General features: G+C 46.1%; 8 protein-coding genes. 5 read left to right on the forward strand and 3 right to left on the reverse strand.

Annotated features, from left to right (window positions below; translation table 11 throughout):
- The first annotated feature begins 75 nt into the window (after nucleotides 1-75).
- Both QUA62_RS09965 and QUA62_RS09970 read left to right on the forward strand, forming a co-directional pair.
- A complete protein-coding gene (locus QUA62_RS09965; protein ID WP_333403678.1) occupies nucleotides 76-426 on the forward strand; it encodes a hypothetical protein in 351 nt (116 codons plus the stop codon).
- A gap of 975 nt (nucleotides 427-1,401) precedes the next feature.
- On the forward strand, nucleotides 1,402-3,432 hold the full coding sequence (locus QUA62_RS09970) for a bifunctional serine/threonine-protein kinase/formylglycine-generating enzyme family protein (RefSeq protein WP_333403680.1): 2,031 nt from the start codon (nucleotides 1,402-1,404) through the stop codon (nucleotides 3,430-3,432).
- Nucleotides 3,433-3,479: 47 nt separating this feature from the next.
- Here QUA62_RS09970 and QUA62_RS09975 read toward each other — a convergent pair whose 3' ends face one another.
- Nucleotides 3,480-4,040: a Uma2 family endonuclease gene (locus tag QUA62_RS09975; protein ID WP_333403682.1), complete on the reverse strand. Its 561-nt coding sequence runs from the start codon at nucleotides 4,038-4,040 to the stop codon at nucleotides 3,480-3,482.
- A 110-nt stretch (nucleotides 4,041-4,150) separates the two neighbouring features.
- Nucleotides 4,151-5,920, reverse strand: a complete 1,770-nt coding sequence (locus QUA62_RS09980) for an EamA family transporter (protein ID WP_333403684.1) — start codon at nucleotides 5,918-5,920, stop codon at nucleotides 4,151-4,153.
- Nucleotides 5,921-6,275: 355 nt separating this feature from the next.
- On the opposite strand from QUA62_RS09980, the gene QUA62_RS09985 reads away from it, so the two are divergent.
- Together QUA62_RS09985 and QUA62_RS09990 are read left to right on the forward strand one after the other, a co-directional pair.
- Nucleotides 6,276-6,509: a hypothetical protein gene (locus tag QUA62_RS09985; RefSeq protein WP_333403686.1), complete on the forward strand. Its 234-nt coding sequence runs from the start codon at nucleotides 6,276-6,278 to the stop codon at nucleotides 6,507-6,509.
- Nucleotides 6,458-9,793 (forward strand): amino acid adenylation domain-containing protein, encoded by a 3,336-nt coding sequence (locus QUA62_RS09990; protein ID WP_333403688.1) that lies wholly within the window; start codon nucleotides 6,458-6,460, stop codon nucleotides 9,791-9,793. Before QUA62_RS09985 ends, QUA62_RS09990 begins: the two co-directional genes overlap by 52 nt.
- A 174-nt stretch (nucleotides 9,794-9,967) precedes the next feature.
- On the opposite strand, the gene QUA62_RS09995 is transcribed toward QUA62_RS09990, so the two are convergent.
- Nucleotides 9,968-11,068, reverse strand: coding sequence for an alpha/beta hydrolase (locus QUA62_RS09995; protein WP_333289478.1), 1,101 nt, complete (start codon nucleotides 11,066-11,068; stop codon nucleotides 9,968-9,970).
- A 161-nt stretch (nucleotides 11,069-11,229) separates the two neighbouring features.
- Between QUA62_RS09995 and QUA62_RS10000 the strand changes: the two genes are divergently transcribed.
- On the forward strand, nucleotides 11,230-16,176 hold the full coding sequence (locus tag QUA62_RS10000; protein WP_333403690.1) for an amino acid adenylation domain-containing protein: 4,947 nt from the start codon (nucleotides 11,230-11,232) through the stop codon (nucleotides 16,174-16,176).
- Nucleotides 16,177-16,206 lie beyond the last annotated feature (30 nt).

The raw sequence follows: 16,206 nt of genomic DNA on the forward strand, positions 1-16,206 counted from the left end.
CCCTTGCCGTTCAAAATTGACGTTCATAACAGGAGACTCGATCGCGCTCCTGTGGTCTGCTTAGTCTAAACTCCAGTGAGAAGGGACATTCAAGACTACTACACTGAAATTGCCCTTACAGTGACTCTCCGGGTACTGGGGATTTTGATCTTGGTTGCTGCTTTCATCCTCTGGAGTCGTCCCGTGTTGCTCCTGCGATTGAGCCGAGCCATTGTCCGCGCCAAAGAAAACCGAGAGGTTTTAGCGCAGGTGCTGGCGGAAGTTGAGCAATTCCTGAAGCAGGCAGGGGCGACAACCCAACGCGACGGCCAACACGGTCTGCAAATAACTTCAGCGGCGGGTAGACTCAAATCTTATATTCCCTTACCCGTAACCATCGTTGAGCGAAATGGTTGGGAGCTAAAAAGAATCGCTTTGTCTCGTTAGAAGAATCTTTTGCTCTCCATCCCTAATTGTTGAATCCACCTGGTTGGCTTCATCAAAAAATTTGAAAAAGTAAAAGCCTTTTTAGACCTATGAACTGGTTGATTCAATATTTTTACGAAATCAAATTAGATAAAGCTATTCTCTGGTGCTATCTCATTTGGTATGTTGTAGTAGTTTGTTTTCATTTCGATCCTTCGGTTAAGATATGGAGTAATTCACTTGGTATAAGTGTTGTAATCGGTACGGGTCTGATGCTAAGTGTTTCTTCTAGTAAAGGCAAAAGAGATCATTGGCAGACATTCAGGTTATATTTCATGCCATTTTGTGTCTCAAGCTTCTCTGCCTTGATTAAAGAGCAGGGATTTATCGTATTCATCTCACCTCACCAAATATGACCGAAACAATAGTGGCAGTATCATGCTGTGGTCTGTTTTTATTAGTTTTTTTCGTAGTTAAAGTATTTAAAAATAAAGTTATTTACCAAAAGCAGGAAAGTTGGTAAAATGCAGCAAAAATATGACATTTCAGGCTGTAATTCCCCCGATCGCCTTTAAGGACGATCGAGCTTGTAGAATTATTACGCCCCCATGAAGCGATTGGATTGGTTATTGAAATCACTTTCTTAGTTTCTAGTGCGATAGTTCTTTGAGTGCGATCGCTTTTTGGTTGGGCGATCGCCGAGTTGTACTATACTGGCCTCTGTAAAGAAATTACAATGCTCCCCAAACGAATATCGGCGGTAAGCGGGTGGCTAAAATCGGTCGATCGCGCTGGCATTTTTTGCCCTCAAATCCCTTTCTTTGGATTAATAGGCGTTTTAAATTCTGCCTTCTACTTTCTCCCTTGGGGCGACACAAGCGGCGGGTAATGCCCTCCCTACGGTCAATTGTCAATAACCAATTATTAATTGTTAGTATTCCATGAGGAAGCCGAAAAGATATATCATAACCTTAACCGGATCATTTCTTCCCAGATATGTTCTACTGTTCTAATCCCAGGTGTCCTCATCCTTTCAATCCCGACAACTCTAAATTTTGTCAAAGTTGCGGCCAGTCCGACCTCACGCCTCTCTTCAGAAACCGCTACCGCGTGATTCGACTGTTGGGGGAAGGGGGATTTGGCAGAACTTATGAAGCGGTAGATACCGATCGCATGGACGATCCCTGCGTAATTAAGCAGTTTGTACCCCAATTTCAAGGAACCTCAGCACTTGAAAAAGCCGCAGAATTGTTTAAGCAAGAAGCGAAACGACTTTACGAACTCGGGGAACATCCCCAAATTCCTCGATTAATTGCTTATTTTGAGCAAGACAAGCGACTTTATTTAGTACAAGAGTTGATTGAGGGGCAAACTTTACTAGCAGAATTAACTCAGCAGGGCGTTTTTAGCGAAGAAAAAATTTGGCAGTTACTGGCAGATATTTTGCCAATTCTGAAATTTGTGCACGATCGCAATGTCATTCACCGAGACATCAAACTTGAGAATATCATGCGTCGCCGCACCTCTGTTAGCTCCTCCCTGCCAAAGGCGGGAAATTTTCGCAATTCAGCTTTCCGGAGGGGAGGGCGGGGAGAGTTAGTGTTGATAGATTTCGGCATTTCCAAACAAGTGACAGGCTCGCTGATGAGCAAAGTAGGCACGACGGTAGGAACGCCCGGATATTCGCCGATAGAACAAATGCGCGGTCAAGTTTTCCCCGGAAGCGATTTGTACAGTTTGGGGATAACTTGCCTGAGACTGCTAACTCAATGTTTGCCAAAAATTGACGGTTCCGATGACCTTTATGACCCGATAAACGGCGGCTGGATTTGGAGAGAACGGTTGCCAGCCGGCACAAAAGTCAGCAGCGAGTTGACAAAAATTTTAGATAAGTTAATTGAAGATTATCTGAAAAATAGATATCAATCGGCTGATGAAGTAATCAAAGCTTTAAATCTCTATTCTTTACCTCCCCAACCCCCTTTTGTCAAGGGAGGACAACTTGCTTTAAATTCTTCTGTGACAAAAGGAGGGCCACTTGCTTTAAATTCTTCTGTGACAAAGGGAGGGTCACTTGCTATTAATACTCCGCTCAATCAAAGCGGGAAAATCAATAGCAATATATCTGTCAGTCCCAGAGGAAAACCCAACACCCATCCACCTGCCAACAAGGCACCGCAGAGAATTGCCGCTGTCAAAAGCACTTTTGAATTTCAGGTGGTGACAGTAGACAAGCGCGGGAAGCAAACTAATGTTAACAGCGGCAAAGCGCGTTTTTTTGAAGAACATCTTGGTAGCAGTACAGTGCTGGAAATGGTATCTGTTCCTGGCGGTAATTTCCTCATGGGTTCTCCAAAAGAGCGGGGTGATAGCGACGAAAAACCGCAGCACCCAGTAACTTTAGGATCTTTCTATATTAGCAAATTTCCAGTTACTCAGGCTCAGTGGACAGCAGTTGCGGCGCTGCCGCAAATTAAAATATTTCTCAATCCCGATGCCGCCCGTTTTAAAGGTGCAAATCGACCTATAGAAAATGTATCTTGGTACGAGGCTGTGGAGTTTTGCGATCGACTTTCTCGCAAAACCGGTAAGAATTATCGCTTGCCTAGCGAAGCCCAATGGGAATATGCTTGCCGGGGGCAAACTACGGGGCCGTTTCACTTTGGGGAAACGATTACCAGCGAGTTAGCCAATTACAACGGAAATTCTAATTACGCTGATGCGCCGAAGGGAGTTTATCGCTTTCAAACGACAGATGTGGGCAGTTTTCAACCTAATGCTTTTGGATTGTACGATTTCCACGGAAATGTTTGGGAATGGTGCGCGGATTCTTGGCACAATAATTATAACGGTGCGCCTGCTGATGGCAGCGTTTGGGAGTCTGACGGGGACTCTTCGCTGAGGTTGTTGCGGGGGGGTTCTTGGAACGATCATCCTCCGAATTGTCGCAGCGCGTGCCGCCTCAGATATCAGCCGGATTGTAAGGCTAGTATTGTGGGTTTTCGAGTGGTTCTTTCGGTTGTTTAAAAATGGCAATTCCCTACGGGATAGCTCCGCTTCACGCTCTTTTTAACTTAACTAAAACTCAACCAGCTAAAAACTGTTTCAACCGTCAATTCTAACTCAATTCCATTAAGTATTGGCAAATCAGTTGCACCTTCGTACAACTCCACTCTTTGCCCGGTAAATACGGCTAAAATACTTTCTTCTTCGGGAATCATTAACCACCCCAATTCAGTGCCTTGTTGCGAACAAGCAAGTAATTTAGCAAGCACTTTTGTTTGGCTTTGTTCGGGAGAAAGAACTTCAATTGCCCAGTCTGGATAACTTTCAAAGCGGTTAGCAATTCTACCAGATGGTAGAAAGGGAATTCTTTCCCAGCGGAATACTGCTACATCTGGGACAAGTGATGCACCGCCGAAAGTGCAACGCAACTCTGGAAAAGCATAAGCAATCTTTGGTGTTTCGACTATTTGGTTGATGACATTGCAAAGCTTACCATGCAATCTGCTATGTTCACCTTGAGGCCTGGGTTTTTGAATGATTTCTTTGTTGATATATTCGGAAGCTGGCTCCGTTTCGGGAAGTTTTAGGAAATCCTCTAAGTTGGGCGATATTTTAATGACTGTAGTCATAGGTAAAGTTGATTCTAGATTTTAGATTTTAAAGTGGATATATATCAGAACCCCGACTTGGAAAAAATCGGGGTTCTGATATCTATTATTATGAAGGACAAATTCAACCCTTAACTAGCCTTCTTCTGAGGAGCCATTATGCGTTCCACACTCATAGCAGCCACGCTCAAAGTCACCACAGCCATGCCAAGAATTGCCACAGGCTGCAACTTCTCATTGATAATTATAAACGCAAAAAGTGCCGTCATCGCCGGCCCCAAAGTGCCAATTACTGACGCTAAGGCGGCCCCCGCAAAGCGGATGGCAAAATTATTCAAAAGATAGCTAAACAGCGTCAGCACTCCTAAAACAACGCCTCCCAAAATCAAACCAGGCCAAACATTTTGGTCGATTTTAGGAGAAAAATTTTCCGACAGCGGCACCCACAAACTCAGGGAGGAAAATACAAAAATCGCTGCGAAATTAACTAAACTAAAAGGAATCGGGTGCAGCTTGCCCGCGGCCATTTGCGTCAGCAATACGTAACCTGCAAAGGTAATCCCAGAAGCCAGTGCAGCCGTGACTCCCACCCCGACATTGCCGCCGCCCGGAGCTGGGGCCGCAAAACTCGGCCACCCAACTAAAATCAAACCTGCGGTAATCCCCACTATCGCCAAAAAGCCGACTGTGCTGGGGCGAGAGCCAAACAAGATCCAAGAACCTAGTACGGTGACGATCGGATAAATAAAGAAAATCGTAATCGCAATCCCCGCTGGAATATTGCCGATCGCCAAATAAATCAAAACCTGAGACAAAAACAGAAAAAAGGCGCTTCCTAAAACTTTACTCCACAAAGCTCGATCGCCCGACTGGAACAACCGTCTAATATCTTTCCAGACAGAAGGATACAGAAATGTCGCCAATATCGGCATCAAAGCCATCACCACGATCAGCCGCATCAACAAAATCAACAAAGAATTTCCAAAACCTGGAGTCACCACCCCCGGAAATTCAAACAAGCCAAAAACCACCCGAGGATTTTTGCCTTTAATCAGAATTCTTAAACAAACATTAAACAGCGACAATACGACCGCCGAAGACAAAGCCAGCACCAAACCTGTCTGTACTTGAGAAGATGCTTTAGCGGTTGCTGGAGAGGGCACTGAAGAGGGTTCCGGCACGGATTCTTGCGGCCTTGGAGCAGGTGTTGGCGGCAGAACTTGCGCGCGGACAGAATTAGTTGATTCCTCGGGATAAGAATCTTGAGCATCGAAAGGATTCTCAAGATATTCTTCTTCTGATTCAAGTTCTTCCCTGATGCGGTTTACGAGATTTTGTAACAGCTCTTCCCCTTGCCGCTCTAGGGTTTGCATATTGTTGAGCCGCACGGAAAGCTCGCTTTCATAGCTGCTCAAATCTTGTTCCAGCATCTGGAAACTGCGATCGATCCTTTCATCCAGCGCCGCCAACAACTCCGAGGCTCGTTCGTCGTAGTTGCTCGGCGGCAGGGGTATCGGGAACTCGCCGCTGGGAATAGGGCTGCTGAGAGAATTTCCCGAGTTAGCGCTGAGTTCGTTGAACCGCTGCACCAACAAATCCTGCAAATTGTGAGCCAAAACTTGAGCCAACTGCTTCAGCCACAATTGCTGCTGCTGAATGTATCGCCCAGACAGAGATTCCATTTGCTGAGACTGCAATTTGCGATATTGCTCCCGGAGGTCTTCAATATCCTCAATCAGGTGATTTTTTTCAGTTTGCAGCCGAGTAATGTCTTGATTTAACTGACCTTTGACATTTTGATGCAAAGCTTCCAGTTCTTGCATTACTGAGTGGAGGACTTCTTCTGGTGATTGTGCATCCTCTGGCTCGTCCTTTGACGAGTATACGTTCCGCTGCGCCATTAGCCTATAACCTCTAATTTAAACTGCACGTTCAGTGTTCTTAAGTATGTTGACAAATCAGGTCGCAAGTTTTAGTGAGTTGATCTAAGAGATTGCGAACACTGTTTAATCAATAGTAGTCGCTAAGCTAGAAATGTGAGAAAATTGCGTGAAGCAAAGCTATCCCGCAGGGCATCCCCCCAAGAACACTTTGTGCAATTAAAAATCATACTACAGCTTGACCACTCCACGGATTGCTCCCGGTAATTCTCGCATTTAACTCACCCGATTGCACCCGAATCACAAGCGTGACAGCGCGTTCCGCGACTAAATTTGATTGGGGGGTGGCACTCCTAGCCCCTCAATGGAGAACTTGATGCCGCGGCCAGAAATCCGGTTTCTTTTGCCCGCCTTTCTCCCGCACTCCCGCACCCAGATTTATGATTTAAACAGTTCCGATCTTTTGCTCGCGAAAGTTTTAAGAGGCGATCGCACCCTGAAAAAGCCACCCCGCGCCATCAAAAAATTAACACATCCCATCCCCCAAGAGCAACAGATATGGCATCCGAAATTTATGACAATTCCTTTACAAACGATCGACAAAGCCTGAATATTTCTGAGGATGCGGAAGTGTGTGTCTTTCCGGCATCATTTGCCCAGCAGCGCTTGTGGTTTCTCGACCAATTCACACCGGAAAACCCTTTCTATAATGTAGTAACAGCACTGCGGTTAACTGGTTCCCTCAACTTAACAGCCGTAGAGCAAACCTTCAACGAAATAGTGCAGCGACACGAAACTTTGCGAACCACTTTTGCAGCGGTATCAGGGCAACCAGTACAGATAATCTCTCCCGCTTTCAAGACTAATTTAAAACTATTAGAACTGCAACATTTGCCCCCCGAACAACGGCAAACAGAAGCAAAGAAACTCACCGCAGCAGAATCTCTTCGCCCTTTCAATTTATCCAGCGGGCCGCTGATGCGAATCACCATCCTGCGGCTGACAGAAACCGAGCATATTCTATTGCTAAATATGCACCACATCGCCTCCGATGATTGGTCGATGGGTGTGCTAATTCGAGAACTGGAGGCTATCTATACAGCTTTGATAAATCAACAGCCATCTCCCCTCCCAGAATTATCACTTCAATATGCCGATTTTGCCGAGTGGCAGCGCGAATGGCTGCAAGGTGAAGTATTAGAAACTCAGCTAGCTTATTGGCGGCAGCAATTGCACGGGATTTCAGTGTTAAATTTGCCGACCGATCGCCCTGCACCAGCTATGCAAAATTATCGCGGGAAAACTCAATATTTAGAACTGCCAAAAAACTTGAAGGACTCACTTGTAGCGCTCTCGCAGCGAGAAGGAGCGACTTTATTTATGACAGTGCTCGCAGCATTTCAAACTTTGCTTTACCGTTACTCGCAACAAGAAGATATTGTGGTAGGTTCGCCGATCGCCAATCGCAACCGCAGCGAAATAGAAGCATTAATCGGTTTTTTTGTCAATACTTTAGTGCTGCGAACAGACTGCTCGGGAAACCCGACATTTCGAGATTTTTTGGGCCGGGTGCGGGAAGTAACCCTGGGAGCTTATGCTCATCAAGATTTGCCTTTTGAGAAGCTAGTCGAGGAATTGCACCCAGAGCGATCGTTGAATCGCCACCCGCTGTTTCAGGTAGTATTCGGCCTGCAAAATGCGCCGCTGGATGAGCTAGAATTGCCAGAATTAAAGTTGAGTTATTTTCATTTGGAGACTCAAACAACGCGCTTTGATTTAGAGCTGCATTTGTGGGAAGCTTCCGATAATTTTAGGAGCAGATACGGCGAACAGTGGGAAGATGCGGAAGGGCTCAGAGGCGTAGCTGTGTACAATACAGATTTATTTGATGAAGTTACCATCGCCCGAATGCTGAGGCATTTTAAAACGCTGCTGGAAAGCATTGTTGCTAATCCAGAACAAAGAATCGCTAACTTACCTTTATTGAGCGAGGATGAAGTGAATCAATTATTCAAAGAATGGAACGATACTCGGACAGATTATCCTCAAAATAAGTGCATTCATCAGTTATTTGAAGAGCGAGCCCTGCAGCATCTGGAAGATGTCGCCCTAACTTTCGACAGCCAGCACCTGACTTACAGAGAACTTAACAGTCGCAGCAACCAACTGGCGCGCTACCTACAAAAAATGGGCGTGGGGGCGGAGGTTTTAGTGGGGCTTTGTGCAGAGCGATCGATCGACCTAATTGTCGGGATGTTGGCTATACTGAAAGCGGGAGGAGCTTACCTACCGTTAGATCCGAGCTATCCGCGCGATCGGCTAAACTTGATGCTGGAAGATGCTCAAGTTAAAGTCTTGCTAATTCAAGATAAATTGATTGAGAATTTCCGAGACTTCTCAAACTCGGTGATTTACTTCGATCGCGACTGGGAACACATAGCCAAAGAAAGCGCCGAAAATCCCGCCAACACCGTAACCGCAGACAACCTAGCTTACGTTATTTACACATCTGGATCTACAGGAAAACCCAAGGGAGTTGCTGTCACCCACAAAGCAGTAAATCGGCTGGTACTCAACACAAACTATATAAAAATAGAACCTACCGATAAAATTGCCCAAGCATCAAACGCTTCATTCGATGCAGCCACATTCGAGATTTGGGGAGCCTTGCTTAACAGCGCTCAACTCGTGGGGATTAGCACAAATATTACCCTTTCGCCTCACGATTTAGCCTTAGAACTGCGCCAACAAGGCATCACCGTCTTGTTTTTAACAACTGCCTTATTTCAACAAATTGCTAGAGTTTTACCGCAAGCTTTTAATTCGCTGCGCTGCTTGCTGTTTGGCGGAGAAGCGGTCGATCTGAGATGGGTTAAAAAAGTTCTAAAACAGGCGCCAACCCCTCAATTAATTCACGTTTACGGGCCTACAGAAAATACCACATTTTCGGCTTATTATTGCGTGCAAGACGTACCCGAAGCCGCAACATCTATCCCCATCGGCCGCCCGATCGCCAACACGCAAATTTATCTCCTCGATGCGGATTGGCAGCCGGTGGCGATCGGTGTTATAGGTCAATTGTACCTCGGCGGTGACGGACTAGCGAAAGGCTACCTCAACCAACCAGATTTAACTGCTGCTGCATTTATTCCTAATCCTTTTAGCAATAAACCTGGTTCGTACCTTTATAAAACAGGTGATTTAGGTCGCTATTGGGTTGACGGCAACATCGAGTTTTTAGGCCGCGTTGACGACCAAGTAAAAATTCGCGGCTACCGCATCGAATTGGGAGAAATTGAAGCGGCTTTGTGCCAGCATCCACAAGTGCGCGAAGCAGTAGTAATTGTAAGGGAAGACATCCCAGATGATAAACATTTGGTAGCTTATGTTGTTCCTGACGGCATTAATGAAAAATCAGAGATTCACAATCTAAAGTCAAGTGAATTGCGCCAATTTTTGAAAGAAAAGTTACCAGGATATATGGTTCCTCCAACTTATGCAGTGTTGGAGTCCCTGCCGCTGACGCCCAACGGCAAAGTCGATCGCCGCGCCTTGCCTGATATAGATACAGACAGCGAGGATCTAACAGAAAATTATGTAGCGCCTCGCACTGATATCGAAGAAATGCTGGGAAAAATTTGGGCTAAAGTTTTGGGAAAACAGCAGGTTAGTATCTACGATAATTTCTTTGAGCTAGGCGGGCATTCCCTGTTAGCAACTCAGTTGATTTCTCGCATCCGAGACGCTTTGCAAGTCGAGTTACCGGTCAGCAGTTTGTTTGAGGCTCCGACTGTGGCGAGTCTGGCAAAATACATTGAAACAATGCGCTGGGCCGCGACTGGTTTGGATACTCCCAGAACCGACGAAAATGATCGAGAAGATGTGGAATTTTAAGGCCTTACATAATTGGGGGAGTATTTTGATTGTTTTGTGGGATGGGCGTCCCGCCCGTCCGGTGTATTTTCCGGGCAGGCGGGACACCCGACAAGAACCATCCTCAAATTGTGCAACGCCGAATTTTAAGGCTGCCACAGCCAGAACCTACAGGATTTTAACTCACATTTTTAGTCACGAAATTTCAGTGCAGAATGCCCTGACAGCTTCGGCAAACTTCTGGTTATGCTCGATTAATGCCATGTGTCCTCCTTTCTGTATAGTAACTAGCTCTGCTTGAGGTAATTCTGCTTTCATTCGCAGGCTAGCTGGGGGGGTAGTGGCAATATCTGAATCGCCGCATATCACCAACACAGGAATGTCAATTGATGGCAAAGTTTTTGTTTCGTCAAAGTTGAGCATTCCCAGTGTGCCGCGAGCGAGAACGCCGGGAGAACCCAAGGCTGATAAGAAAGCTGAGAAATCTAATTGACCGCGCGTTTCAGTGCCTTTAAATCCCGATACTTCTACACTGATGTACAGTGAACCATTGAGATAGCTCAGCCAAGTCATTCCCCACATAATGGGTTCAAGAGCTATGGTGAGGTAGAGCATTGGTTGAAGCAGCGGCTTTTGCAAAGCGCGTAATAAACCGCTAAAAATAGCGGTTTTGAGGGGATTAGTATAAGTCGTATCTACCAGAATTAAACCAGCTACTCGACTACCGAGAAGTTCTGGAAAAAGCCGACTGAATGTTAGAGCAATCATGCCGCCCATGCTGTGTCCGAGTAGGATAACAGGTTTAGTTCCTGCTATGGCAATGACGGCTTCGAGATCGCGGGCAAATTTTTCTAGGGAGTAGTCGCTGTTTTTTGGTCGAGTGGATTTTCCCAGACCAGGAAGATCCCAAACAATCACTCGGAAGCGATCGGTTAGTTGGCGTTTCGCGTAATACCAAACCATACTGTTCGGCCCCCAACCATGGGAGAGGATAATCGGCTGTCCGTCCTCTGGGCCGTAGAATTCTACTTGTAAAATAGTGCCATCAGGCCTCTCTACTCGCTGAACCGTACCCGTCCGCGTCGGCTTCGGTTCGTCAGCACCGGGGCGGCGGAACAGGGGCAAACTGATAAAGCGGCCACCAACAGACCAAAGAAGCATCAAGACTCCGCTGACTAAGTAGGAATTTCCTACAAGTTCGCCGATGTACCATTCGTAAATAATGTATATACCTCCGCCAAGTACCCCGAGGGACAGCAGTCCCACCAGCCATAGAAACAGGAAATTGAAGGGCATGAACGGCATAAGCTGAAACCTTGGGTAGAATTTGGGTTGCGGATTCAAACAGAATCATACTGAGGTTAGGCCACAGTAGGCAAGGGGTAAGTTAAGCTCTTAGCTTGTGCGCTGGTGGAATTTATTTTATATTTGCAAAAGTAATCACAGGATGACTCAAAATGCCCGATCCAAAAATATCGAGTTCATCGCCAAATGCCAGAGATTCTGTCACGGTGGACTTAGTTGAGTTTTTATCTTACCTTCGCACTCTAGATATTAATATTTTTGTTGAGGGCGAGATCCTGCGCTGCAACGCTCCAGAAGGAATTATTACACCAGAACTGCGCGCCCAAATTTCTCAGAGAAAAGCCGAGATAGTTTTATTTTTAAAAGCAGCTAATCGTACTTCTAGTTTAACTCATACACCGATTGTTTCTATGGGGCGGGAAGGAAATCTACCCCTTTCCTTTGCACAGCAGCGCTTGTGGTTTCTCGACCAATTAGTCCCGAACAATCCTTTTTATAATGTTCCCGCAGCCTTGCGTTTGACAGGTTCGCTCAATTTTTCGGCGCTGCAACAAACCTTCAATGAAATTGTGCGCCGCCACGAAGCTTTACGCACGACTTTAGCAGTAGTTTCGGGGCAACCTGTTCAGAGAATAGCTGTTGCTTTCCACCTCCCGATTAATGTAGTGGACTTGCGAAAGTTGCCAAAGGAATCTCGACAAACTGAAGCAAACCGGCTCACCACTGAGGAAGCTCAACGCTCTTTCAATTTGTCCAATGACTTGTTGCTGCGAGTCACATTATTGCAGTTAGATGATGCCGAATATTTACTAATGCTGAATATGCACCACATTGTCTCCGATGGTTGGTCTATCGGAGTGCTTATTCAAGAATTAGGCGCACTTTACACGGCATTTGCTAGCGAAAAACCTTCGCCTTTACCGGCTTTGTCGATCCAGTACGCTGATTTTGCCAAATGGCAGCGCGAATGGCTGCAAGGGGAAGTTTTAGAAACGCAGCTTGCTTACTGGCGGCAGCAGTTAAACGGCATTTCTATGCTAAATTTGCCTGCGGATCGACCCAGGCCAGCAATTCAAAGTTACCGAGGCAAAAGGCAATTTTTGCAACTGCCAAAAGAACTGAGCGAGGCTTTAGAAACGTTGAGCCAGCGCGAAGGAGTGACGCTGTTTATGACAATGCTGGCAGCTTTTAAAACGTTGCTTTACCATTACGCCCAGCAAGAAGATATTGTTGTAGGTTCGCCGATCGCCAATCGCAACCGCAGTGAAATTGAAGCATTAATCGGTTTTTTTGTCAACAGTTTGGTGCTGCGTACAGATTTGTCGGGAAATCCAACTTTTCGGGAACTTTTAAACCGAGTCAAAGAGGTAGCATTAGGAGCTTACGCTCACCAAGATTTGCCGTTTGAGAAGTTAGTAGAAGAACTGCACCCCGATCGCGCGTTGAACCAAAATCCCTTATTTCAGGTGGCGTTTGCGCTGCAAAACGCGCCGGGGAATCGGTTAGAATTGCCAGAATTAACACTCAGCCCGCAGCAGTTAGATGTGGGTACAGCGCGGTTTGATTTGGAGTTTCATTTGTGGGAGCGATCGCCCAACAGCTCGGGAAGCAACCAATCGCCCAGCAATAAACTGTGGGTTGATAGCTCGGAGGGTATCAGCGGCATGGTTATTTACAGCGCCGATTTATTTGATGAAGCTACGATTACCCGAATGCTCGGGCATTTTCAAACCTTGTTAGAAAGCATTGTTGCAAATCCCGAACAGCGAATCGCAAATTTGCAATATTTGAGCGCAAAAGAGCGCTATCATTTGTTAGTTGAAGGCAACAACACTCAGGCCGATTATCCGCAAAATTTGTGCATTCATCAGCTATTTGAAATGCAGGCCGATCGGACACCGGATGCGGTGGCGCTGGTATTTGGAGAGGAGCGAGTCACCTATCGAGAGCTAAATCTCCGCAGCAACCAACTAGCACGTTATTTGCAAAAAATAGGGGTTGGGGCGGAAGTTTTAGTCGGGCTTTGCTGCGGGCGATCGCTCGATCTGATTGTGGGGATGTTGGGTATCCTGAAAGCGGGAGGAGCTTACCTAATTTTAGATCCGAGCTATCCTGCTGAGCGATCGAGCTTTATGGTAAAAGATGCTCAAGTGTCAGTATTGCTTACCCGCCAGGGAATAAATTCCCTGTCTAATAGCGAAAGTCGTCTAAAGACGACTGAAGGAGGACAAGTTTCCAGTCGGCTTCAGCCGACTTCAGCTATGAGCCAGGGAATTTATTCTCTGGTGGATGATGGCGAAGTGCAAAATTTAGAAACACAGTCAGAGGATAAAATTCACCATCCAAGGGTTGTTTTTCTAGACACAGAGTGGGAGATGATTTCCCAAGAAATCGCCGACAATCCCACCAGCGCAGTCACAGCCGAAAATCTGGTTTACGCGATTTACACCTCCGGTTCCACGGGAAAGCCCAAAGGAGTGGAAATTGAGCACGGGAGCTTGTTAAATCTCGTTTTTTGGCATCAAAGAGAGTTTGGGGTGTCAGCGGGCGATCGAGCAACGCAAATAGCAGCGATCGGCTTTGATGCTTGCGGGTGGGAAATTTGGCCTTATCTCGCGGCGGGAGCTAGCATATACTTTCCAGAAGATGACATCAGGCGAGATCCTGAAAAACTGCAAAACTGGTTAGTATCAAAAGCCATTACAATTAGCTTTTTGCCAACACCTTTAGCCGAGAAAGTTTTGCTATTAGATTCGCCTCAAAATACAGCTTTGCGAATCTTGCTCGCAGGCGGCGAAAAACTGCAACAACATCCTTTAAAATCCCATCCATTTAAGCTAGTAAATAATTACGGCCCAACCGAGAACACCGTCGTCACAACTTCCGGTTATATTCCTGCAACAGAGCAAACAGACATCGCCCCGACAATTGGCCGCCCCATTGCTAACACTCAAATCTACATATTAGACAAATATTTGCAGCCCGTACCAGTGGGCGTTGTTGGCGAATTGTACATCGGCGGAAACGGACTCGCTCGCGGCTACCTCAACCGCCCAGATTTAACCGCACAGCGCTTTATTCCCAATCCTTTTAAACCAAATTCAGGAGAGCGAATTTACAAAACCGGCGACTTAGTGCGCTACAGAGGCGATCGCAACCTTGAATTTTTAGGACGCATTGACGAACAAGTAAAGATTCGCGGTTTCCGCATCGAATTAGGAGAAATCGAGACAGTATTAACTCAACATCCGGCCGTGCAGCAAACTGTAGCAATAGCTTCGGAAGATGGACATGGAGATAAACGTTTAGTAGCTTATATTGCCCTGAATCCAGAATATAGCAGTGCCAGCGAAAAAAACCAAATAATGCAATTGCAGGACGAACAGGTTTTGCAGTGGCAAATGCTCTACAATGAAACTTACAATCAACCTGCTGTTGATTCAGATCCAACCTTTAATATTGTCGGCTGGAATAGCAGTTATACTAATCAGCCAATCCCAGCAGAACAGATGCGCGACTGGGCGAAAAATCAAGCCGCCCAAATTTTAGCTTTGCAGCCTAGCCGAGTGTTAGAAATTGGCTGCGGCACAGGTTTGTTGCTGTTCCAAATTGCCTCTCGCTGCACTCAATATTGCGGAACAGACTTTTCACCTATTTCGCTCAACTATATTCGGCAGCACTTGGCAAATCAAGAGTTAGCTAATGTAACGCTGCTTCAGAAAATGGCGACAGACTTTGAAGGAGTAGAGACAGCAGCTTTTGACGCGGTAATTCTCAATTCTGTCGTGCAATATTTCCCAAATATCGACTATCTCGTGCAGGTGCTAGAAGGTGCGGTGAAAGCAACTGCTCCCGGCGGCTTTATATTCATCGGAGATGTCCGCAGCTTGCCGTTGCTGGCAGCTTTCCACGCTTCCGTACAACTGTATCAAGCCGAACCTTCTCTCGCGGCCGAACAGTTGCAGCAGCGAGTACAAATGCAAATTTTTCAAGAAACAGAGTTAGTTATTGATCCAGATTTTTTTGGCGCATTAAAGCAGCGATTTCCGCAGATTGACGGCGTAGAGATTCAATTAATTCGCGGTAGTTATCACAATGAGTTAACTGATTTTCGTTACAATGCGATTCTGCATATTGCGTCTGAAACAGCACGCCACAAATCATCGCCAAAAGGGGAGTGCAGGGCCGAAAAACGGCTGGATTGGTTGGAGGAAAATCAGAATCTGACTGTTTCCAAGGTGCAACAAATATTATTGCAAAATCAACTCGATGTTTTAAGAATTGCTAATGTGCCTAATGCGCGGGTAACGGCAGCAGTTAAGGCGGCAGAATTGCTGTCTGTTGTCGATAAATTTCCAACAGCAGGTCAGTTGCAGAAAGCCGTGGAAAAAGTCGAGGATTTAGGAGTAGATCCCGAAGTGTGGTATGGTTTGGAAGTTCCGTATAATGTGAATATTAGTTGGTCTAATTCCGACAGTCAAGGGCGCTACGATGTAGTGTTTGCACGGGGCGAAACTAGAGATTTTGTGACAGAAACCAGAAGCGATAACTTGCGTCCTTGGCGCTCTTATGCTAACAATCCCTTACAAGCTAAAGCAGCGCGTAAATTAGTGCCACAGTTGCAGGCTTATCTAGCAGAAAAACTGCCGGAATATATGGTTCCGTCGGCTTTTGTGGTGCTGGAGTCGCTACCTGTGACGCCTAACGGAAAGGTCGATCGCCTCGCTTTGCCTGCACCGGAGCCGATTAAGTTAGAATGGGCTGGCGGTTATGTTGCGCCTCAGACTTCTATTGAGGAAGTTTTAGTGAAAATTTGGGTTGAGGTTTTGGGGATAAAGCGAGTGGGTATCCGGGACAATTTCTTTGAATTAGGAGGCCATTCGCTGCTGGCGACTCAGCTTGTTTCTAGAGTGCGAGATGCTTTCGCGGTAGAGTTGCCTTTGCGCCGCGTTTTTGAAGCACCGACAATTGCAGAATTATCTAAGATTGTGGAGAATTTAAAAGAGAGCGATGCTAATATTAAAGCTCCTGCTTTAGTGGCGATTTCTCGGGACAGTCGGCGGATGAAGCTATCATCTTTTAATCAAGAAAGTAAATAAAAAGGAGCGCTGTTGAACAGGGTACACTTT

Source organism: Microcoleus sp. MON1_C1, from assembly GCF_036701945.1.
Taxonomy (GTDB): Bacteria; Cyanobacteriota; Cyanobacteriia; order Cyanobacteriales; family Microcoleaceae; genus Microcoleus.

Excerpts from the sequence above, each read along its gene's own strand:
- QUA62_RS09970 (WP_333403680.1), top strand. The coding sequence starts at position 1,402 with ATGTTCTACTGTTCTAATCCCAGGTGTCCTCATCCTTTCAATCCCGAC.
- QUA62_RS09975 (WP_333403682.1), bottom strand. The coding sequence starts at position 4,040 with ATGACTACAGTCATTAAAATATCGCCCAACTTAGAGGATTTCCTAAAA.
- QUA62_RS09980 (WP_333403684.1), bottom strand. The coding sequence starts at position 5,920 with ATGGCGCAGCGGAACGTATACTCGTCAAAGGACGAGCCAGAGGATGCA.
- QUA62_RS09985 (WP_333403686.1), top strand. The coding sequence starts at position 6,276 with ATGCCGCGGCCAGAAATCCGGTTTCTTTTGCCCGCCTTTCTCCCGCAC.
- QUA62_RS09990 (WP_333403688.1), top strand. The coding sequence starts at position 6,458 with ATGGCATCCGAAATTTATGACAATTCCTTTACAAACGATCGACAAAGC.
- QUA62_RS09995 (WP_333289478.1), bottom strand. The coding sequence starts at position 11,068 with ATGCCCTTCAATTTCCTGTTTCTATGGCTGGTGGGACTGCTGTCCCTC.
- QUA62_RS10000 (WP_333403690.1), top strand. The coding sequence starts at position 11,230 with ATGCCCGATCCAAAAATATCGAGTTCATCGCCAAATGCCAGAGATTCT.